This window comes from Streptomyces montanus (assembly GCF_005786655.1).
Taxonomy (GTDB): Bacteria; Actinomycetota; Actinomycetes; order Streptomycetales; family Streptomycetaceae; genus Streptomyces; species Streptomyces sporangiiformans.
In genome coordinates, this window is record NZ_VBZC01000032.1 from 21475 (window position 1) to 42069 (window position 20595).

The 20595-nt window shown below is 70.0% G+C and carries 20 protein-coding genes and 1 pseudogene; 6 read left to right on the forward strand and 15 right to left on the reverse strand.

Annotated features, from left to right (window positions below; translation table 11 throughout):
* Positions 1-4 precede the first annotated feature (4 nt).
* Both FE633_RS26760 and FE633_RS26765 read left to right on the forward strand, forming a co-directional pair.
* Positions 5-1366, forward strand: a complete 1362-nt coding sequence (locus tag FE633_RS26760) for an ABC transporter permease (RefSeq protein ID WP_138047757.1) — start codon at positions 5-7, stop codon at positions 1364-1366.
* On the forward strand, positions 1366-2304 hold the full coding sequence (locus FE633_RS26765) for a carbohydrate ABC transporter permease (protein ID WP_138047758.1): 939 nt from the start codon (positions 1366-1368) through the stop codon (positions 2302-2304). Before FE633_RS26760 ends, FE633_RS26765 begins: the two co-directional genes overlap by 1 nt.
* Before the next feature lie 17 nt (positions 2305-2321).
* Here the strand turns inward: FE633_RS26765 and FE633_RS26770 are convergent, their stop codons facing one another.
* Complete coding sequence (locus FE633_RS26770; RefSeq protein WP_138047759.1) at positions 2322-3110, reverse strand: TylF/MycF/NovP-related O-methyltransferase; 789 nt, start codon at positions 3108-3110, stop codon at positions 2322-2324.
* Between the two features lie 355 nt (positions 3111-3465).
* On the opposite strand from FE633_RS26770, the gene FE633_RS26775 reads away from it, so the two are divergent.
* A complete protein-coding gene (locus FE633_RS26775; protein WP_138047760.1) occupies positions 3466-3726 on the forward strand; it encodes a hypothetical protein in 261 nt (86 codons plus the stop codon).
* A 52-nt stretch (positions 3727-3778) separates the two neighbouring features.
* On the opposite strand, the gene FE633_RS26780 is transcribed toward FE633_RS26775, so the two are convergent.
* The 3 genes from FE633_RS26780 to FE633_RS26790 all read right to left on the reverse strand — a co-directional run bounded on the left by FE633_RS26780 (position 3779) and on the right by FE633_RS26790 (position 6178).
* Positions 3779-4024, reverse strand: a complete 246-nt coding sequence (locus tag FE633_RS26780; protein WP_138047761.1) for a hypothetical protein — start codon at positions 4022-4024, stop codon at positions 3779-3781.
* Positions 4025-4074: 50 nt separating this feature from the next.
* Entirely contained in the window at positions 4075-4647 is a 573-nt protein-coding gene (locus FE633_RS26785) for a TetR/AcrR family transcriptional regulator (RefSeq protein WP_138047762.1), read from the reverse strand.
* Positions 4648-4879: 232 nt separating this feature from the next.
* Positions 4880-6178 carry an SNG1 family protein gene (locus FE633_RS26790; protein ID WP_138047763.1) on the reverse strand — a complete coding sequence of 433 codons (1299 nt, stop codon included), beginning with the start codon at positions 6176-6178 and terminating at the stop codon, positions 4880-4882.
* A 451-nt stretch (positions 6179-6629) separates the two neighbouring features.
* Between FE633_RS26790 and FE633_RS26795 the strand changes: the two genes are divergently transcribed.
* A complete protein-coding gene (locus tag FE633_RS26795) occupies positions 6630-7463 on the forward strand; it encodes a PIG-L family deacetylase (RefSeq protein WP_138047764.1) in 834 nt (277 codons plus the stop codon).
* 248 nt (positions 7464-7711) lie between these two features.
* On the opposite strand, the gene FE633_RS26800 is transcribed toward FE633_RS26795, so the two are convergent.
* The 4 genes and pseudogenes from FE633_RS26800 to FE633_RS26815 all read right to left on the reverse strand — a co-directional run bounded on the left by FE633_RS26800 (position 7712) and on the right by FE633_RS26815 (position 10497).
* Positions 7712-8281: a TetR/AcrR family transcriptional regulator gene (locus tag FE633_RS26800; protein WP_138047765.1), complete on the reverse strand. Its 570-nt coding sequence runs from the start codon at positions 8279-8281 to the stop codon at positions 7712-7714.
* A 46-nt stretch (positions 8282-8327) separates the two neighbouring features.
* Entirely contained in the window at positions 8328-8543 is a 216-nt protein-coding gene (locus tag FE633_RS26805) for a hypothetical protein (RefSeq protein WP_138047766.1), read from the reverse strand.
* An 82-nt stretch (positions 8544-8625) separates the two neighbouring features.
* Positions 8626-9016 (reverse strand): annotated as a pseudogene (locus FE633_RS26810) (SDR family NAD(P)-dependent oxidoreductase); the annotation flags it as partial.
* A 35-nt stretch (positions 9017-9051) separates the two neighbouring features.
* Complete coding sequence (locus tag FE633_RS26815; RefSeq protein WP_138047767.1) at positions 9052-10497, reverse strand: RsmB/NOP family class I SAM-dependent RNA methyltransferase; 1446 nt, start codon at positions 10495-10497, stop codon at positions 9052-9054.
* A gap of 212 nt (positions 10498-10709) precedes the next feature.
* Here FE633_RS26815 and FE633_RS26820 point away from each other — a divergent pair, with 212 nt between their 5' ends.
* A complete protein-coding gene (locus tag FE633_RS26820; RefSeq protein WP_138047768.1) occupies positions 10710-12269 on the forward strand; it encodes a multicopper oxidase family protein in 1560 nt (519 codons plus the stop codon).
* 7 nt (positions 12270-12276) lie between these two features.
* Here FE633_RS26820 and fmt read toward each other — a convergent pair whose 3' ends face one another.
* A complete protein-coding gene (gene fmt, locus FE633_RS26825; protein ID WP_138047769.1) occupies positions 12277-13215 on the reverse strand; it encodes a methionyl-tRNA formyltransferase in 939 nt (312 codons plus the stop codon).
* 316 nt (positions 13216-13531) lie between these two features.
* Between fmt and FE633_RS26830 the strand changes: the two genes are divergently transcribed.
* Positions 13532-14071 (forward strand): hypothetical protein, encoded by a 540-nt coding sequence (locus tag FE633_RS26830; protein WP_138047770.1) that lies wholly within the window; start codon positions 13532-13534, stop codon positions 14069-14071.
* Positions 14072-14170: 99 nt separating this feature from the next.
* Here the strand turns inward: FE633_RS26830 and FE633_RS26835 are convergent, their stop codons facing one another.
* The 6 genes from FE633_RS26835 to FE633_RS26860 form a co-directional block, all read right to left on the reverse strand.
* Complete coding sequence (locus FE633_RS26835) at positions 14171-16318, reverse strand: primosomal protein N' (RefSeq protein WP_138047771.1); 2148 nt, start codon at positions 16316-16318, stop codon at positions 14171-14173.
* Between the two features lie 188 nt (positions 16319-16506).
* Positions 16507-17715, reverse strand: a complete 1209-nt coding sequence (gene metK, locus FE633_RS26840; protein ID WP_138047772.1) for a methionine adenosyltransferase — start codon at positions 17713-17715, stop codon at positions 16507-16509.
* A 239-nt stretch (positions 17716-17954) separates the two neighbouring features.
* A complete protein-coding gene (coaBC, locus tag FE633_RS26845) occupies positions 17955-19157 on the reverse strand; it encodes a bifunctional phosphopantothenoylcysteine decarboxylase/phosphopantothenate--cysteine ligase CoaBC (protein ID WP_138047773.1) in 1203 nt (400 codons plus the stop codon).
* A 136-nt stretch (positions 19158-19293) separates the two neighbouring features.
* Complete coding sequence (gene rpoZ, locus FE633_RS26850; RefSeq protein WP_003982715.1) at positions 19294-19566, reverse strand: DNA-directed RNA polymerase subunit omega; 273 nt, start codon at positions 19564-19566, stop codon at positions 19294-19296.
* A gap of 38 nt (positions 19567-19604) precedes the next feature.
* Positions 19605-20198, reverse strand: coding sequence for a guanylate kinase (gene gmk, locus FE633_RS26855; RefSeq protein ID WP_138047774.1), 594 nt, complete (start codon positions 20196-20198; stop codon positions 19605-19607).
* Positions 20199-20236: 38 nt separating this feature from the next.
* Complete coding sequence (locus FE633_RS26860; RefSeq protein WP_005319887.1) at positions 20237-20560, reverse strand: integration host factor; 324 nt, start codon at positions 20558-20560, stop codon at positions 20237-20239.
* Between the last annotated feature and the right edge of the window lie 35 nt (positions 20561-20595).

Sequence of the window (20595 nt, forward strand, 5' to 3'; positions counted from 1 at the left end):
CACCATGTCCACGACGCTCTCTCCCACGCCCGCGTCGCAGACGCCGGCGCCGGCGGCCCAACGGGCCGCCGGCGCCCGCCGAAAGCGGCGCTCCATGGTCACCGCCGTCCTCTTCGCCCTCCCGGCACTCGTGCTGCTGGGAGCGCTGGTGGGCTACCCCATCCTCTACTCCGTCGTCCGCTCGACCTTCGACGCCCAGGGCAGCCATTTCGTCGGCCTGTCCAACTACGCCGAGCTGTTCCAGGACCACAACACCCTCATCGCCCTGCGCAACACCGCCACCTGGGTGCTGGTCGTTCCCGCGCTGCTGACCGGCATCGGGCTCGTACTGGCGGTGCTGACCGAGAAGATCCGCTGGGCCACCGCCTTCAAGTTGATCATCTTCATGCCGATGGCGGTGTCCTTCCTGGCCGCCGGCATCACGTTCCGGCTCGTGTACGACGAGGACCCCAATCAGGGCATCCTCAACGCCGCCACCGTCGGCGTCCACGATGCCTTCACCGGCACCCCCGCCTACCCCGGGGCCCGGCCGCGGGACGGCAAGACACTGAGCACCGGAAAGAACGGCGACTACACAGCGGTGCACCGGGCCGAGCCGGGATCCCCGGTCACGCTGGGCCTGGTGGGTATCACGCCGGCCAAGCTGCCCACGGACGCCGAGCAGGCGGTCGCGGCGCCCACCACCCGCACGCCGGACGCCGTGTCAGGGGTGGTGTACCTGGACTTCGCGCTGGGCGGCGGCGGCAAGCCGGACCAGGTCGACAAGGGCGAGAAGGGCCTGCCGGGCGTCACCGTCCAGCTCACCCGCGAAGGACGTACGGTCGCCACGGCCACCACCGGACCCGACGGCACGTTCCGCTTCCCGGACAAGGGCAGTGGCCCGTTCGGGGTGACCGTGCCCGCCAAGAACTTCGCCCAGCCGTACGCGGGAGTGAGCTGGCTCGGCGAGGCTCTCATCACCCCCGCGATCATGGCCGCCTATCTGTGGGTGTGGGCCGGCTTCTCGATGGTCCTGATCGGCGCCGGTCTGGCGGCACTCCCGAGGGAGACCCTGGAGGCCGCCCGGATGGACGGGGCCAACGAGTGGCAGGTGTTCCGCAAGATCACCGTCCCGCTGCTCGCCCCGGTGCTGAGCGTGGTCTTCGTCACCCTGATCATCAATGTGATGAAGGTCTTCGACCTCGTCTACATCATCGCGCCGGGCCCGGTGCAGCAGGACGCCAACGTGCTGGCACTGCAGATGTGGCTGGTGTCCTTCGGCGGCGGCAACAACCAGGGGCTCGGCAGCGCCATCGGCGTCGTCCTGCTGCTGCTCGTCATCCCCGCGATGGCAATCAACATCCGACGCTTCCGCAGGAGTCGCTGATGGCCGCCGAAAGCTTTGTCGAGAGGCCGTCTGCCCCCGTCGGCGGCGGCCCCGGGACCGCCGTTCCCCAGAGTTCGCCGAAGCCTCGCGAGTCGGTGGCCCACCGGGTCATCGGCCTGCTCCGCAACGGCGCCGTGCAGACCGTACTGGCGATCGTCGCACTCATCTGGCTGACGCCGACGGTGGGCCTGTTCGTCTCGTCGCTGCGCGCCTCCGGCGAGCAGGAGAGCAGCGGTTGGTGGGCGGCGCTCCTCCACCCGGGCCAGTTGTCGTTCGACAACTACACCAAGTTGCTCGGCGACAGCGGGCTGAGCCAGGCGTTCCTGAACACCGTGCTGATCTCGGTGCCGGCCACGGCCTTGGTGGTGGTGATCGCCGCGCTCGCGGGATACGCCTTCGCCTGGCTGAAGTTCCCCGGCCGCGACTGGGTGTTCCTGCTGGTCGTCGGCATGCTGGTGGTGCCCGTGCAGATCGGCCTGCTGCCGGTCGCCAAGCTCTTCGGCACCCTCGGCCTCTTCGGATCGATCCCCGGCGTGATTCTCTTCCACGTCGCCTACGGCCTGCCGTTCGCGGTGTTCCTGCTGCGCAACTACTTCGCGGAGATCCCCGCGGAGATGCTCGAGGCCGCCCGGATGGACGGCGGCGGCGACTGGCTGATCTTCTGGCGGCTGATCCTGCCCATGGGCCGCCCCGCCATCGCGAGCCTCGCCGTCTTCCAGTTCCTGTGGGTGTGGAACGACATGCTGGTGTCGCTGATCTTCGCCGACAGCGCCTCCCAGCCGCTGACGGTGGCGCTCCAGTCCCAGGTCCGCCAGTTCGGCTCGAACATCGATGTGCTCGCGCCGGGGGCCTTCCTGTCACTGACCGTGCCGCTCGTGGTGTTCTTCGTGTTCCAGCGCCACTTGGTGGAGGGGGTGATGGCCGGCTCGGTGAAGTGAGCCTCGGCGCCCGGCACTTATGGCTTGACCGCGATGCGGCCCTCATCCATCCGGAGCAGCAGGAGTCGGGCGCCCGTCTTCTCCAGGAACTCGTCCACCGCGGCCCTCGACCCCTGCCACCAGCCGTAGTCGTCGATGAGGAGGACGCCGCCGCTGACCAGTCGCGGGTAGAGGTGCTCCAGTTCGTGGCGGGTGGAGGCGTACCAGTCGGTGTCGAGCCGCAGAATCGAAATCCGCTCGGGGGCCTCGGCGGGGATGGTGTCCTCCACAAGCCCTGGGACGAAATGGACGCGATCCGCGGGGTACGGAACCCGCTGAAAGCCCTCTTTGACGTCTTCCAGCGTGGCGACCGCCCAGATGGGGCGGCTCCTGTCCTGTCTGGCGAGCAGATCCGCGGCCAATTCGCCGTCCCGGCGAAGGTCCTTGTCGGTCGGCTCCGGCATGCCCTCGAACGTGTCGAAGAGGTACAGGTTCCGCTCCGTGTCATGCAGGCTGAGCAACGTTCGGGCGGCTGCCTGCATACTGCCGCCCCGCCACACTCCGCACTCGACGATGTCACCGGCGATGTTGTGCCGACTGACGTAACGGGTGGCCAGAATGAGGGCATTGAGCCGTTCGGGTGAGGTCATCGTGTAGGGCGACACCGCCCGGATGACGTCCTTGGCCGTGTCGTCGTAGTCGGCGGGAAACGCGGGGCGGCCAGGACTCCCCTGTGACCTCGGTGGGGACGTGGCGGGCCTCAAGCGACGGAGTTCGTAGCCCGTGAGCCGCCTCAAGGTGTCATTGACGTTCTTGCGCCATGCCATAAGGGCAACGTACGTCCCGAACCGGGCCCCGGCGAACGCGGAAGCCGCACCCGCCCGTCACTGTAGGCGCCTATCCGGAATGACTTATTCGGGGTACGGATGACCAGCGCTTAGTCCCCTGCCGCCGCCGCACAGTCCGACACTGACCGACTCCAGGACGCCGAGGGCCACGCCGGCGAGATCACGGCTCGCCGGAGTGAACTGGACGCGCTCGCCGAGGAGTTGGCCAAACAGCTGCAGGAGGTCCAGGCCGAGCGGGAGGAATTGTGATCGCCGAGCGGGTCTTGATCCGGCTGGCTGAGCAGGACCGGGCCGCGACGGAGGCCGCTGCGGCCGTCGCCCGGCTCCCGCCCGGGTGGCGGGGCCGGCGGTACTGCCGATCCCGCACCGCAGCGAGAATCCCGACGAGGCCGCCCTGCCCGGCGACTACCGCAAGATCCTGGCGATCGTGCGGGCAGCCGACGGCCCGGTGCAGGTCAGGGGCGTCGGCGAGGAGCTGGGCCTGGAGGTGACGGCGCGCGGCAAGCTGGAGCCCTTGCGCGCGAAGCTGACCAAACTCGCCGACCGCGGCTGGCTGCACAAACGACCCGACGGGCGGTTCACCGCACGCCCGTAGCGGCGCCAAAGGGACGAGGACGACCTATCCCTCACACAGCCCTCGGACGCTGTCACGCGTGCTCCAGAGTCCGGGTGCCGGCGTCGGAGCCGGTGTCCGCCGCGGCGGGCGGGACCCGGCGGCGGGCGGCCGGGAGCCGTACGGCGCGGCAGATGAGGGGCCAGGCTCCTTGGGGGGCGAAGCGCACGATCAGGATCAGCAGGATTCCTTCGATGACCAGGGACAGTGTCTGCTGGTCCTGAAGCAAGCGGGTCAGTCCGTAGTAGACGATGCCCACGCCGACGACGGGTCCGAGCACCGTGCCGAAAGAGCGCTTCGGTCGCCGATCCTGCTCGAAGACGGGGTGGATCAGTGCATGTCTGCCGCATCGAGCAGGGTGGTCACAGTGGGCGCGATGAGCCCGGTCAGATTGTCGGCGCCGATCCCCGCGCGGGCGCTGGCGCCGTCGAAGACCAGGATGAGCTGCCGGGCCAGCAGGTCGGGGTTACTCGCGCCGCCCTGTTCGGCCTCGGAACGGAAAAAGGCCGTCAGGTTCGCTTTGATCTGGTGGGCCACCCGGCTCGCGGGGTGGGTCTGATCCTTGAGCTCGATCTGCACAGCCAGGTACCGGCAGCCTTGGAAGTCGGGCGCACCCGTCTGCGACTCCACCCGCTCGAAGACGTACAGAATCCGCTCGCGGGGGGGGGAACGGCCATCGTCCGCCGGGGGCAGGGCCCTCGCCACGAAGGCAGCGGCACGCTCCTTCAGGCTCGCCGCCAGCAGTTCGCCCTTGCTCTCGAACAGCTGGTACAGGGAGCGCTTCGACACCCCCGCCGCCTTGCACAGCGCCTCGACGCCGATGCCGACACCGTCCCGGTAGGTGAGCGTGGCCGCAGCCTCCAGCAGCCGCTCCCGGGGGCTTTGCTTCACTTTGGCCGTCATACCGCGAGGTTAACTCGAAGCGGACGAAATAGAAACCGATCGGTTTCCATGGAGTGTCGGGGAGACTCCCGCCGCCGTGCGGACGCCTGAAGGTCACTCAGAGACTCGGTGACGGCCTTGGGGAGAGACCGTCGCCGAGCCCTGATGGTGCGCGCGCCTCTCGTCCCCACGGGGGCGATGCACACCGGGGCCACTCCGAGTAATGGCCCCATCTTGGGTGAGCCGCCTTCCGCTACGCCGCGGCAGCGGTCTTCTCGGGCTCCGTCTCGGCGGGGATGCGGTGCAGCCCCTTGCGGTCGTACCAGCTGGCCATGCCGAAGCCGAAGAGGGCGGCCGCCGCGAGGCCGACGGCCATCATGACCCAGCCCCGGGTCAGGCCGGCGTCGGCCTGGGCGTCGTAGTAGAGGATCGAGCGGATGCCGCCGGTGATCTGCCGCAGGGGTTCGAACTCCGCGAGGAAGCGGTAGAAGCCGGGCAGTGCCTGGATCGGCGTGGTGGCGTTGGCCGTCGGCACCGCCATCCCGATGAAGACCAGCGTGACCACCAGCATGCCGGGCGTACCGAAGACGGCGAGCAGGGTGAGCGCACCGATCCCGGAGACCGCGATGGCGCACACCGAGAACAGCCACAGCAGCGGCAGATGGGCGGCGTGCATCCCCATGAGTCCGACCGCGCCCACCATGACCAGGCTCCCCATCAGCAGGGACAGCCCGGCCATGAGGGTGCTGCTGATGGCGAGGGTCTGCACCCGGGTCGCCCGGATGAGCGGGCGGTGCAGGCGCAGCGGGCCCATGTCGTTGTGGGTGTAGCCGAGGGCGTGGTCCACCTGGCCGCTGATGACGTTGGCGGAGAGCATGCCGCAGACCACGAGGACGAGGGCGTAGTAGAACGCCGTCAGGCCCAGGCCGCTGTGCGAGTCGAGGGGATGGCCGTCCTCGACGGTGACGGCGGCCGGGTCGGCCAGCAGGACGCGTGCCGCGGTGGGCAGCTTCGCCTGCCCGGTCCCGCCCTGGGACATGAGCTCCTTGCCCACCTGGAGCGAGGCGCCTTCGGCCGCTTGCGTCGTCGCAGTCCGGGCCAGACTGGAGCCCACACTGCCGGCGGACTGGTTGGTCAGCACCGTCAGCGTCGGACGGGTCGGGGCCCCGGTGGTCGCGGCGCCGGTGAGTGCGGTGGTGGCGGAGGTGAAGTCGGCGGGGACGACGAGCGCGCCGTACAGCTCGCCCTTGCCGAGTTCCTCCTTCATCTCCTTCTCGTCCATCACCTTCCAGTCGATCTTGTCCCCGCTCGCGGTGGACTTCTTGATCGACTCGGTGATCCGAGCCCCCAGGTTGACCTGCTCGCCGCCGACAGCGGCCCCCTTGTCGGCGTTGACCAGGCCGACGGGCAGATTCTTCATGTGATCGACGGGATCGATGTTGGCCCCGACGTAGAACACGGTGAACAGCAGCGCGAGGACGCCCGTGATGACGCCGTTGGCGATCCACAGGGGTTTGGCACGCAGGACGCGGAACGGGTGAATCCCACTCATGACTTACTCCGGTCTCGGACAACACACTCATATCCGGAGAAGAGCGGACAGCTTCATTGCGGTCCGGCGACCCTCGGAACGTTCAATCTCGGCACACACGGCCGTCGACGCGGAACCGGGGATACAGCACCCCGCCGAGACTCCGACGATGAAACCGGTCGGTTTCAGGCCCATCGTAAACCGATCAGTTTTCACATTCCAAGTCGAGGCGCTGGCCCATATCCCAGCAGCGCCAGGAAGCCGCATGCCGGCGCCGTCATAGCATCGCGGTGCGCTCGCGGCCGTGGGGTGGCGTCCTCGCCCAGGCACCGGCCTCACTGGAGGACAACAGCGGTTGAACCCAGGCCGGTCTGATCCGGAGGCACCGGACGGACTCGGGGACTGCGGGCGGTCACGTACCGCTGTGCCGCAGACTGGCACCGATCGCTTGACCGACCAGGGGATGGATTTCATGGCTGACCGGCCTTTGACACTGATGGCAGTGCACGCCCACCCGGACGACGAGGCTACGGGAACAGGGGGTGTCCTGAGGCGTTATGCGGCGGAGGGCATCCGCACGGTGCTCGTCACGTGCACCGACGGTAGCTGCGGTGACGGTCCGGGGGGCGCCAAGCCGGGCGACCCCGGGCATGATCCAGGTGCCGTTGCCGTGATGCGTCGAGGCGAGCTCGAAGCGAGCTGTGACGTCCTGAGGGTCGGTCATCTTGAGCTGCTCGGGTACGCCGACTCCGGGATGATGGGCTGGCCCACCAACAGCGCGCCCGGATCGTTCTGGAGTACGCCCGTGGATGAGGCAGCCGCTCGGCTGGCCGAACTGATGCTGCGTTACCAGCCTGATGTCGTCGTGACCTACGACGAGAACGGGTTCTACGGCCATCCCGATCACATCCAGGCGAACCGGATCACAATGGCAGCGCTGTCGCTGACCGGGATGGCGTCGAAGGTGTACTGGACGACGGCGCCGCGCTCGATGATGAAGCAGTTCGGGCAGATCATGCGCGAGTTCGGCACGGACTGGGAGGAGCCGGATCCGTCCGACGCCGGAGAAGGGCCCGAAATCGGCCTGCCCGACGAGGAGATCACCACGTGGGTGGACACGACTGAGTTCGGCAGCCAGAAGTTCGACGCGCTGGCCGCGCATGCCAGCCAGGGTGAGAACATCTTCTTCCTGCGGATGGGCAAGGAGAGGTTCACACAGCTCATGGGAGTGGAGACGTTCGTCCGGGTCCACGACACCACCGGCGCGCCCCTGCCCGAGACCGACCTCTTCGCCGGCCTACGCTGAGCTCCAACCGGCGACCGTCCCTCGGACACACGGAGAACCGCAGCCTGCACACGCCGCGCCCCGAGCCGGGTCGCCCAGGAGGACAGCTCCTGGGCGCACCCCGGCAAGGTCACCGACTGTTTCGAGCGGTCCCCCGCCGCCTCCGGGTCTCCAGCCCATCCTGCTGCACGACCTCCGGCGCGGCACGGCCACCTTGGAGACACCCCCCATCACACACGGGGCTGACCAGGCATTAATAAGGCGCCGCGTCAGCGCATGCCTGCCGCATCGAGCAGGGTGGTCACAGTGGGCGCGATGAGCCCGGCCAGGTTGTCGGCCTGGATTCCCGCACGGGCACTGGCGCCATCGAAGACGAGGATGAGCTGCCGGGCCAGCAGGTCGGGATCGCTCGCCCCGCCCTGTTCGGCCTCGGAACGGAAGAACGCCGTCAGGTTCGCTTTGATCTGATGGGCCACCCGGCTCGCGGGGTGGCTCTGATCCTTGAGCTCGACCTGAACAGCCAGGTACCGACAGCCTCGGAATTCGGGCGCAGCCGCCTGCGACTCCATCCGCCCGAAGACGTACAGGATCCGCTCGCGGGACGATCGGCCATCGTCCGCCGCGGGCAGAAGGGTCGCCACGAAGGCAGAGGAGCGCTCCTCCAGGCTCGCCGCCAGCAGTTCGTCCTTGCTCTCGAACAGCTGGTACAGGGAGCGCTTCGACACCCCCGCCGCCTTGCACAGCGCCTCGACGCCGATGCCGACACCGTCCCGGTAGGTGAGCGTGGCCGCAGCCTCCAGCAGCCGCTCTCTGGTACTTGGCTTCACTTCGGTGGTCATACTGCGAGGTTAACTCGATGCGGACGAAATAAAAACCGATCGGTTTTCAGGGGGTGTCGAGGCGGTTGCGGCGCAGCGCACAGTCGAGCACGCGAGCTCCGGCGGCTACACAGTGCCGCACTGGCTCTACGACACGGTCGGGAAACTCGGAGAGCACGACGTCGCGGCTCAGGCACGCGACCGCGGCGTCGACGTCACCGCGTTCCTCGGCGGAGCGCCAGCTCGCGACGGTAGCGGCGGCGGAGTGCAGGGTCTCGGACATGGGTCTCTTCCGGTATCAGCGGCGCGATGGGATGTGCGGGTGCCGACGTGCTTGGTGGACGGGGTGCGCGGGGTGGCGGGTGTCAGCCGGTGAGCTTGTTCATCGTGCGGATCTGCTTGTCCAGGACCCCAGGCGGGAGCGAAGCGGAGCAGGCGTGCGCGTCCGGCCATGGGGCCGGCGGCGTAGCGCAGTTTCGGCTTCGCGTCGGTGGCGGCCGTGACGATCGCCTTGGCGACCACGGCGGGGTCGTCGCCGTCCTTGATCGCCTCCGTCATCAGGCGGTCGAAGACGTGCCGCTGGTCGGCGTAGGTCTGCAGGGGGGTGTCGGGCTTGGCGCTGTTGGCCTCGAATCCGGTGTTGGTGTAGGCGGGTTCGACGAGGAGCGAGCGGACGCCGTACTGCCGGACCTCGTGGTCCAGGGACTGGGAGTAGCCCTCGATCGCATGCTTGGACGCGCCGTAGACGGCCATGTAGCCGACTGCACCCATGGCTGGCACCCGCCCGCCCGTCAGCCCGTTCGACGGATCAGCGCCAGGTACATCGCATCCGTCCCGTGCAGATGCGGCCACAGCTGTACGTCGGGACCGTCGCCCAGAGCCGGTACGCCCGGCAGCAGCGGGCGGGCGTCCAGCAGTTCGGCGGAGCCGCTCTCGGTGGAGCCCTCGTACTGCTTGAGGACGTCGTCGACGACCGCACGGGTCTCGGCGAGGTGCGGCGAGCAGGTGGCGTACCCGACGACACCGCCGACCCGCACCGACGCCAGCGCCGTACGCAGCAGCCCGCGCTGCAGCGGCGCGAAGCCGTCCAGGTCGTCGGGCCGGCGACGCCAGCGCGCCTCGGGACGGCGGCGCAGGGCTCCGAGTCCCGTGCAGGGCACGTCCATCAGTACGCGGTCGAACGTGCCGGCCCGCCACGGCGGACGCGTGCCGTCGGCGGCGATGACCTGGTACGGCCCCGGGTTCCCGGCGAGCGCCTTCGCCACGAGACCGGCTCGGTGCGGCTGCTTCTCGGCGGCCAGCAGCACGGCACCGCGCTCGGCGGCGAGCCCGGCGAGCATCGCCGCCTTGCCGCCGGGACCGGCGCAGCCGTCCAGCCACGTCTTGTCCGGCCCGTCGAGGGGCGCGTTCGCGAGGGCGAGCGCCACGAGCTGGCTGCCCTCGTCCTGCACTCCGGCCCGGCCTTCGCGCACGGCCTCGATGGCACCCGGTTCGCCGCCCTCGGAAAGCCGCACGGCATACGGTGACCAGCGCCCGGCCAGAGCGGCCTCGTCATCGAGCGCGCCCAGCAGCTCATCGGCGGTGGAGCGCCCGGGCCGGGCGACCAGGGTCACCTCGGGCCGCTCGTTGTCGGCTTCAAGGAGGTCCTCGATCCCGGCACGTCCCCCGCCGAGCGAGTCCCACAGCGCGGAGACGATCCACCGCGGATGCGAGTGCACGACGGCGAGGTGGTCCTCGGGGTCCTCGTCGTAGGGCGGCGCCACCCGCTCCAGCCACCCGTCGAGGTCGTGCTGGGCGACCTTCCTGAGGACGGCGTTGACGAACTTGGCCCGCCCGTCGCCGAGTACGACCCTGGCGAGCTCGACGGAGGCGGACACGGCGGCGTGCGTCGGAATCCGCGTACCGAGCAACTGGTGCACGCCAAGGCTCAGCACATCGAGGACGGGCGGGTCGACCTCACGCAACGGCCGGTCCACACAGGCCGCGATGACGGCGTCGTACGTCCCCTGCCGCCGCAGTGTCCCGTACACCAACTCCGTGGCCAGCGCGGCGTCCCGCCCGTCGAAGTCCCCCTTCTGCCGCGCCTTCCTCAGCAGCGGCGGCAGCACGAGATTGGCGTACGCGTCCCGCTCGTCGACAGCCCGCAACGCCTCGAAGGCGAGCATCCGGACGGGGTCCTTCTTCGGACGACGATGGGGCTTGCCCTGAGGGCGACGACGACGGTCCTGCTCGTTCACGTAAAAGGTGCTCCGGATCTTGGAAGGGCTACCTCACCAGCGTACGTCGCGGGCGGGGCGGTGGCGCCGGGCGGGAGGGGCCGGAACACACCGGCCCGCCCAGGCCGGCGGCGACCAGGGTCGCGAGCCCGGGTCCCGTAGGGGACAAGCCCGGGGCAGCTCAGGGCGGTGCCCGGATACCCGTGGCACCGCCGCGCCGAGACCGTCGAGGTATGACGAAAACGGGGACGAGGAACACAGGCGGGCGCCGCACGCTCAAGCGGGTCCTGATCACACTCGGCACGGTGGTGGCCGTCTTGCTCGCCGCCCTCGGCGGAGGGTTCGCCTGGCTGTGGACCGGCGCCGACACCAGCACGGCCGGCAAGAGCTCCTTCGCCAATGAACTCGTCATACCCCCGCTCGCCGAGCACACCCGCGTCAAGGCGGACGGCACCAAGGTCTTCGACCTGGAAATGCGCGCCGGCGAGACCGAGTTCAGGCCGGGCCGACCGACCACCACCTGGGGCTTCAACGGCGATCACCTCGGCCCGACCCTGCGCGCCGAACGCGGTGACAAGGTGGAGGTCAGGGTCCGCAACACACTTGACGAGTCGTCGACCGTGCACTGGCACGGCATGCACCTGCCCGCACGGATGGACGGCGGCCCGCACCAGATGGTGCGGCCGGGCGCCACGTGGACCCCCCACTGGAAGATCGACCAGCCCGCCGCCACCCTCTGGTACCACCCGCATCCGCACGGGCGCACGGCGAAGCACGTCCAGCGCGGCCTCGCCGGGATGTTCCTTCTCGACGACGAGAGGTCCTCCGCCCTGCCGCTGCCGAAGAAGTACGGCGTCGACGACCTGCCCGTCATCGTCCAGGACGTGAAGTTCGACGGCGATCGGTTCGACGACCGGCGCGGCATGATGCAGGACGTCGGCTTCCTCGGCGACCGCACCATGGTCAACGGCACCCTCGATCCGTACCGAGAGGTCCGTGACGAGCTGGTGCGGCTGCGCCTGCTCAACGCCTCGACGGCCCGCACCTACTCCTTCGGCTTCGACGACAGCCGACGCTATGCGCACATAGCGACCGACGGCGGCCTCCTGGAACGCCCCGTGGAGACCGACCGGCTGCAGCTCTCGCCCGGGGAACGCGCCGAGATCGTCGTACGGATGCGGCCCGGCGAGCGCACCACCCTGCGCAGCTTTCCGCAGGACAACTACGGGGACGCCTGGAACACCCGGTTCGGCGGGGGCGACGACTCGTTCGACATCCTGCAACTGCGGGCCGCGGCGACGCTCCGCCCCTCGCCCGCACTGCGGGAGCGGCTGGGTGAGCCGGAGGTACCGGACGGCTCCGGGGCCGTGCGCGCCCGCCACTTCGACCTGAAGCGGTCCGGGATCAATGGACACAAGATGGCCATGGACCGGGTGGACGAGACGGTCACCCGGGGCACCACCGAGACCTGGACCGTGCGCAACACCAACGGTATGCCGCACAACTTCCACGTCCACGACGTGCAGTTCCGCGTCCTGGAGGTGAACGGAAAGACCCCGCCGCCGCATCTGCTGGGCGCCGCCAAGGACACCGTCTTCGTGCCGAGCGGTACGACGATGAAGCTGGCGCTGCGCTTCGAAGGCCCGGCCGACCCGGACACTCCGTACATGTACCACTGCCATCTCCTCTACCACGAGGACCAGGGCATGATGGGCCAGTTCGTGGTGGTCGAGAAAGGTCAGCGGGCCGGACAGCCGGACAGCGGTGAACACGAGGCACACGCGGGGCATTGAGCCCCGGCTACACCCCGACCTGCTCGCCGGAGGCGATCCGTACCCCGCGTGCCCAGTCCGCGGCGCGCATCGGCTTCTTGCCCTGAGCCTGGACCCACAGGAGCTCGACGGGGTGCGAGCCGGTGCCGACGTACACGTTGTTCTTGCCGACGGCCAGCGCACCCGGGGCGAGGTCGAGGTCCGTGCGCTGGGGCGCGAGCGCCACCTGGATGAGCTTGAGACGCTCGCCGCGGAAGACGGTCCACGCACCGGGCGCGGGGGTGCAGCCGCGTACGACACGGTCGACGCGCAGCGCGGGTGCGTCCCAGTCGATCCGGGCGTCCTCCACGGTGATCTTCGGAGCGATCGTGACGCCGTCCGCAGGCTGCGGTACGGCCTTGAGCGTGCCGTCCTCGATCCCGTCCATCGTCGCGGCGAGGAGCCCGGCGCCCGCGAAGGCGAGCCGCGTCAGCAGATCCCCGCTCGTGTCGGTGGGCCGTACTTCCTCGGTGACGGTCCCGTAGACAGGCCCGGAGTCGAGCCCCTCCTCGATCAGGAAGGTGGACGCACCCGTGATCTCGTCCCCCGCCATGAGCGCGTGCTGCACGGGCGCCGCACCACGCCAGGCGGGCAGCAGCGAGAAATGCAGATTGACCCAGCCGTGGGCGGGGATGTCGAGCGCGACCCGCGGCAACAGCGCCCCGTAAGCGACCACGGGACAGCAGTCGGGCGCGATCTCGCGCAGCCGCGCGAGGAACTCCTCGTCCCGGGGCTTCGCCGGCTTCAGCACCTCGATCCCCGCCTCCTCCGCCCGCTCCGCGACCGGGCTCGCGATCAGCCTCCGCCCCCGCCCCGCCGGGGCGTCGGGCCGGGTGACGACGGCGGCCACCTCGTGCCGCCCGGAGGCGATCAGGGCGTCCAGAGCGGGAACGGCGACCTCGGGGGTACCTGCGAAGACGAGCTTCATGGGCGGGAGTCGGCCTCTCGGGCGAATACGTGACGGGCAGCTCACCAGTCTATGGGGCGTACGGATCGTTGAAGGCGCGGGCCGCGAACCGGCCGACCGAAGGCCGTGGCATGCGCGAGCGAGAAGGATGTGCCCAACGCGCGCTCGAACGCATCCGAACGCCGCGCGCCCCCGACCGCCGGGGGCGTACGCACACGCCCCCGCGCCCCTGCAGCGTGACCACTCACCCTCAGCCGCGTTGGTCAAGACAGAGTTGACCACAACGGGCCGCGGTCGCGGCCCGATCCTTTTCAACGCCGGTTCGAGAGGCTTGTTCATGGCCGACCATGCAACCCACGACGCCCAGGCTCGGGCCAGCCTGCACTTGCTGGTGCGGGACATCGAGCGGGTCCGCCGGCAGGTGGACGCACTGCGCACGCTCACCGCCCAGTTGGGCAACGTCTACCGCCCGCGCCGCTCCGGCCCGTCCACAGGCTTCGTCGTCTACGGACGCGCCCCCGCCCCGACCGTCCGCCTCGCCCAGGAGCTGCGGGACAGTGTCGAAACCCTGGTCACGGCCGCCGTGGACTTCGATCGCTCACTGGGTTTCTCGTGGGACGCAGTGGGCTCCGCACTCGGAGTCACCAAGCAGGCGGTGCACCGCCGTTACGGCGCCCGACGCGCCGCCGCACAGGCCGCCGCGGAGGCCGAGCGCGCCACGGAGTCGTCGAGCGCCCGTCCGGTCGCCGTCAACGCGGGTCTCCCCGCGGTGCCCGCGGCGCGCTCCCTGCCCTTGCCCGCGCAGCCGAAGGCAGGCAGCCCCACCCTCCGCGAGGAGGCAAGGCCGAGCGCCTTCCCGGGGCCGCGCAGCGGCTGACGCACACCAGTCATCCGTCTGCCTCCCGACGAACGTCGGGAGGCAGACGCGCATCGGCGCCCGGCGATCCGGTGCCACGACCGCAACCGCAAGTACCCGTCACCCAATGTCCGGCGGATCGATCCGAACCCGAACCACCTCACCGCCCCCCTGAGCCATCCGCGCCGCCTGCGCGGATTTCAGAGCGGAGGCCAACGCGGCTCCACTCCCCGGCGGCACCCGGATCAACGCCCGCTCCCACTGCTCACCGACCGGCGGCGCCCCCGTACGCCGAGGCCGGCCGGCGTCCGTGACGGGCAGGGGGACCGGCCCCAACAGCTCGGCGCCATAGGGCAGTCGGACCGCGGCCAGGAATCCGGCGAGCGCCTCCGCCGTACCGGACACGGCCGCCATCCGCGACACCGGCGGGAACCCCAGCTCGGCCCGCTCCGCGAGCTCACGGACGGCGTGCCCGACGGGATCCCAGCGCACCAGCGCCTGCACAGGCCGCAGCGTCGGCTCGGCGACGATCACGACCGTACCGCCGGCCCCCTGCTCCCGTACGAGCGCCGCCGCCCCGGTCCACCGTCGCAACGCCTCCTCGCCCGCCCGCAGATCGGGCCGCCCCAGCATCGCCCAGCCGTCGAGCAGCAACGCCGCCGCGTAACCGCCCTCGGCGACGGGCTCCGCACCCGGCGTGCTGACGACGAGCGCGGCGGCCCCCGGAACCGTGTCCAGCACCTGCTCGCGCCCCGATGTCCGCACGGGCACGGCCGGAAACGCGCGGCCCAGTTCCTCGGCGGTCCGCCGCGCCCCCACGACCTGCGCGCGCAGCCGGAACCCACCGCATTCGGGACACTGCCAGGCGCCCTCGTCACGTCCGCACCACCCGCACCGCAGGCCCCCGGCGTCCTGGCCTTCCAAGGGCCCGGCACACTGCCGGCACCGCGCGGGCGCCCGGCACTGGGCACACGCCATCCGAGGTACGTAGCCACGCCGGGGCACCTGCACCAGCACAGGACCGTGCCGCAGCCCTTCGCGTACGACCTGCCAGGCGAGCGTGGGCAGCCGTGCCGCCCGGGCCGCCTCGTCCCGCGCGAGATCCCCGTCGCTCACGGTCCGTACGAGAGGAGCCGCCTGCCGCACCTGCTCCCGGTCGGCGACGAGCGGCGCCGCCCACCCGCTCTCGACGAGCTGCGCGGCCTCGACAGTGCAGCTCCAACTTCCCAGCAGAAAGGCGCACTTGTCGTGGGCGGCCCTCAGGAGCAGCACTTCCCGCGCATGCGGCTGAGGTGCGTGCAGCTCGCTGTGGCTGTCGTCCCCGTCGTCCCAGATGGCGACGAGCCCCAGATCCCGTACCGGTGCGAACATGGCGGCCCGCGTCCCCACGACGGCCCGCACGGACCCCCGCCGCACCGCAAGCCACTGCCGATAGCGCTTCTCGGGCCCGGCCTCGGCCGTCAGCACCGCATGCCGCCCCTCCCCCAGCAGCGAGGTCAGCGCGGCATCGACCCGGGACACAGCCCGCCCGTCCGGTACGACGACCAGAGCGCCACGCCCCGAAGCGAGCGTCGCACCGACGGCCCGCGCCAGCTCCTCGGCCCAACCGGCCCCCGGCAGCGCGTTCCACACAGCGCGCGGCGCCCCGCCCGTCGCGAGCGTTCGTACGAAGGCCTCCCCACGCCCGTATCGCGCCCACGACCCGGCGTCAGGGACCTCGGGTGCGGGCAACGGCGCGGGCGACGGCTTCTTCTCCGCCCGTGCGTTGCGAGGCGGCACGGCCAGTTGCAGCACATCGGCCACACTCCCCGCATACCGATCGGCCACGGCCCGTGCGAGTCCCAGCAACTCCTCACTCAGCACAGGCTCGGGCGAGACAACCTGAGCCAACGCGGCGAGAGGCCCCGAGTAGTCGGACTCGGCGAGCCGCTCCACCAGGAACCCGTCGATCAGCCCCCCGCCCTCACGCCGCCCGTCCCGCACCCGATGCCGCCCGGCCCCGAACCGCACCCGCACCCGCACGCCGGGCTGGGCGTCGGCATCCAACTCCTCGGGAACGGCGTAGTCGAAGTACCGATCAAGATGCAGCACACCCTTGTCCACGAGCACCCGCGCCACCGGTCGCTCCTTGGCCAAGGCGGCCCCCCGCCACGTCCGCGGCTTGGCCCGCGGCTCCTTGGCCTTCCGCACACTCTCCCGAATGAGCGCAAGCTGCTCCGGCGGCGCCCCCTCGGCACCGCCGTCCCCCTGCCCGTTCTTGCTGCTCACCCTTGCATTCTTACCAAACTCCACTGACACCGGCGCACGCCCCGAGACCAGCCCCACCGCGGACCACCAACGCCCCAAGGCGCGTGTGCACACGGCGCTCGCACACCGGCCGGGTACGTGGACGGACGCGAACGGGCCCGGCTCTCAGACGGAGAGCCGGGCCCGCGGAAGCAGTCAGCGAACGAGGATCAGAGACCCACGGCCTTCCGCAGCGCGTCCACTCGGTCCGTCTTCTCCCACGTGAAGTCGTCCAGCGCGCGCCCGAAGTGACCGTACGCCGCCGTCTGGGCGTAGATCGGGCGCAGCAGGTCGAGGTCGCGGATGATGGCGGCGGGGCGGAGGTCGAAGACCTCGCTGATCGCCGCCTCGATCTTCTCGGCGTCGATCTTCGCCGTACCGAAGGTCTCGACGAAGAGGCCGACGGGCTCGGCCTTGCCGATGGCGTAGGCGACCTGGACCTCGCAGCGGGAGGCGAGGCCCGCGGCGACGACGTTCTTGGCGACCCAGCGCATCGCGTACGCGGCGGAGCGGTCGACCTTGGACGGGTCCTTGCCGGAGAAGGCGCCGCCACCGTGGCGGGCCATGCCGCCGTACGTGTCGATGATGATCTTGCGGCCGGTGAGGCCGGCGTCGCCCATCGGGCCGCCGATCTCGAAGCGGCCGGTGGGGTTGACCAGGAGGCGGTAGCCGTCGGTGTCCAGCTTGATGCCGTCGTCGAGGAGAGCCTTGAGCTCCGGCTCGACCACGAACTCGCGGATGTCGGGGGCCAGGAGCGAGTCCAGGTCGATGTCCGACGCGTGCTGGGAGGAGACGACGACCGTGTCCAGGCGAACGGCCTTGTCGCCGTCGTACTCGATGGTGACCTGGGTCTTGCCGTCCGGACGCAGGTACGGGATCGTCCCGTTCTTGCGGACCTCGGACAGACGCTTCGACAGACGGTGCGCCAGATGGATCGGCAGCGGCATCAACTCGGGCGTCTCGTCGGTCGCGTAACCGAACATCAGGCCCTGGTCACCCGCGCCCTGGCGGTCCAGCTCGTCCTCGTCGCCCTCGACACGGGACTCGTACGCCGTGTCCACACCCTGAGCGATGTCGGGTGACTGGGCGCCGATGGACACCGACACGCCACAGGAGGCGCCGTCGAAGCCCTTCTTCGAGGAGTCGTAACCGATCTCGAGGATCTTGCTGCGGACCAGCGTCGCGATGTCCGCGTAGGCCTTGGTCGTGACCTCGCCCGCCACATGGACGAGGCCGGTCGTGATCAGTGTCTCTACGGCGACCCGGGACGACGGGTCCTCACGCAGAAGCGCGTCGAGAATGGTGTCGCTGATCTGGTCAGCGATCTTGTCGGGGTGACCCTCGGTCACAGATTCCGAGGTGAACAAGCGACGGGACACAACGCTCCCTGGGGTTGCAGCGGCTGCTGGCTGATCAATGGCGGACGGTTCGGGGGCTGCGCCCGGTGTCGTCCGAGAACAGCTTATCGGTCGCGCTCGGCCACGGGTCCACCCGTCTCGCACCTCGGGAGTGCTGTGACCTGCACCACAGGCATTCTGTGCCACAACGAACACGCTCCGCCAGGCTCCCACGCCCGAATTCAGTGGTTTTGAGGAGCCTGATGAGACGAATGAGACATTCAGCCGAGGCGGCGCGCGACGAGATCCCACACGGTCTCGGCCAGGGCTTCTTTGGGCCCGTACGGCACGGGTGTCTCACTGCCGTCGGCGCCGAGCACGACCGCTTCGTTCTCCTCGGAGCCGAAGGTCTTGCGCTCCCCCACCTCGTTCACGACAAGGAGATCGCACCCCTTGCGCCGCAGTTTCGTCCGGCCGTTGGCCAGGACGTCGTCCGTCTCGGCCGCGAAGCCGACGACCACCTGGCCGGGGCGGGCGCGCTCGGCGGATATCTCGGCCAGGATGTCCGGGTTACGGACCAGGGTGATCGGCTCCGGGTCCTCGCCGTCCTTTTTCTTGATCTTTCCGGTCGCGTACGTCGCAGGCCGGAAATCGGCGACGGCGGCCGCCATCACCACCGCGTCGGCGTCCGCGGCGGCCTTCAGCACCGCCTCACGCAGCTGAACGGCCGTCCCGACCGGTACGACGTCCACGCCCGCCGGATCCGGCAGCCCGGCGTTCGCGGCGATCAGTGTGACCCGGGCGCCGCGCGCCGCCGCGGTGCGGGCGAGGGCGTACCCCTGCTTGCCCGAGGAGCGGTTGCCGAGGAAACGGACCGGGTCGAGCGGCTCGCGCGTGCCACCGGCGCTGACCACGACGTGGCGGCCCGCCAGATCGGGAGCCAGGGCCCCGCGCGCCAGCACCCGGCGGCACGTCTCGAAGATCTCGTCGGGCTCCGGCAGCCGGCCCTTGCCCGTGTCGACGCCCGTCAGACGGCCGACGGCGGGCTCGATGACGACGGCACCGCGGCGGCGGAGCGTCGCGACGTTCTCCTGCGTGGCCGGGTGCTCCCACATCTCGGTGTGCATGGCGGGGGCGAAGACCACCGGACAGCGGGCGGTGAGCAGGGTGTTGGTCAGCAGGTCGTCCGCCAGGCCGTGGGCCGCCTTCGCCAGCATGTCCGCGGTGGCGGGGGCCACGACCACCAGGTCGGCCTCCTGCCCGATACGGACATGCGGGACCTCGTGCACATCGGACCAGACCTCGGTCGAGACGGGGTGCCCGGAGAGCGCGGACCAGGTCGCGGCGCCTACGAAGTGGAGCGCCGACTCGGTCGGTACGACGCGGACGTCATGCCCTGATTCGGTCAGCCGGCGCAGCAGCTCGCACGCCTTGTACGCGGCGATGCCACCGCTGACCCCCAGCACGACCTTCGGCTTGTCCACCCGGGCCTCCCCGCACTCGAAACACGCACGACACGCACGCCTCGGCTCAGCGGCGTACAGGTCAATCACACACCACAGGCCCGACAGTCGCGCTGCCGAGCCTGTGGAAAAACCCTCTGCGATCTGCAGGTACTACTTACTGCGCCGGGCCCTCGACGGCCTCGGAGGTCAGCAGACCCGCGTTGATCTCGCGCAGGGCGATCGAGAGCGGCTTCTCGTGGACGTGCGTGTCCACGAGCGGACCGACGTACTCGAGAAGACCTTCGCCGAGCTGCGAGTAGTACGCGTTGATCTGGCGGGCACGCTTGGCCGCGTAGATCACGAGGCTGTACTTCGAGTCGGTGGCCTCGAGGAGCTCGTCGATCGGCGGGTTGATGATGCCCTCGGGCGCGGTAATGGAAGAGGACACGCTCTACCTTCCGAAAGAGGGGATGAGATCGAAAACGATCACACTACGTCCATCAAGGCTAGCAGCTCGCGCGCCACATCCTCGACGGAGGTGTTGACCAGGGTGACGTCGAACTCCGGCTCGGCCGCCAGCTCGACCTTGGCCGCCTCCAGGCGGCGCTCGATCACCTCGGGCGGCTCGGTTCCCCGCCCGGTGAGTCTGCGCACCAGCTCCTCCCAGGAGGGAGGAGCCAGGAACACCAGCAGAGCCTCGGACATGGACTCCCGGACCTGCCGGGCGCCCTGGAGATCGATCTCCAGGAGGACCGGCTCACCGGCCTCCAGGCGCTCCATCACGGCACCCCGCGGGGTGCCGTAACGGTTGCCGGCGAACTCCGCCCATTCGAGAAGCTCGCCATTGGCGATCAGCTTGTCCATTTCCTCGTCGCTGACGAAGAAGTAGTGGACGCCGTGCTTCTCACCGGGGCGTGGTTTACGGGTCGTCGCCGACACCGAGAGCCAGACCTCGGGGTGTTCCTTGCGCATATGAGCGACGACCGTGCTCTTGCCGACCCCGGAGGGGCCGGAGAGCACGGTCAGCCGCGGACGTGATTCCGGGGGTACGGGGGTCGTCCCCCGGGATGTTGCAGCCATGCAGCGATTATCCAGGTTCTCAGGAGTGCCCGAGAACGTCAGGCGGCACCGCCGCCGAACTCGCGCTCGAGAGACGCGATCTGGTTGGAGCCGAGACCCCGCACGCGGCGGCTCTCGGAGATCCCGAGTCGCTCCATGATCTGCTTGGCGCGGACCTTGCCCACGCCTGGCAGGGACTCAAGGAGAGCGGAGACCTTCATCTTGCCGATGACGTCGTTCTCCTGACCCTGCTTGATGACCTCGTGAAGGGAGGCGCCGGAGTGCTTGAGTCGATTCTTGACCTCGGCCCGCTCCCGGCGAGCCGCGGCGGCCTTTTCGAGCGCGGCTGCGCGCTGTTCAGGGGTAAGGGGCGGAAGAGCCACGCCTACGTCACCTCGGATGTCGAACTGTCGGATAC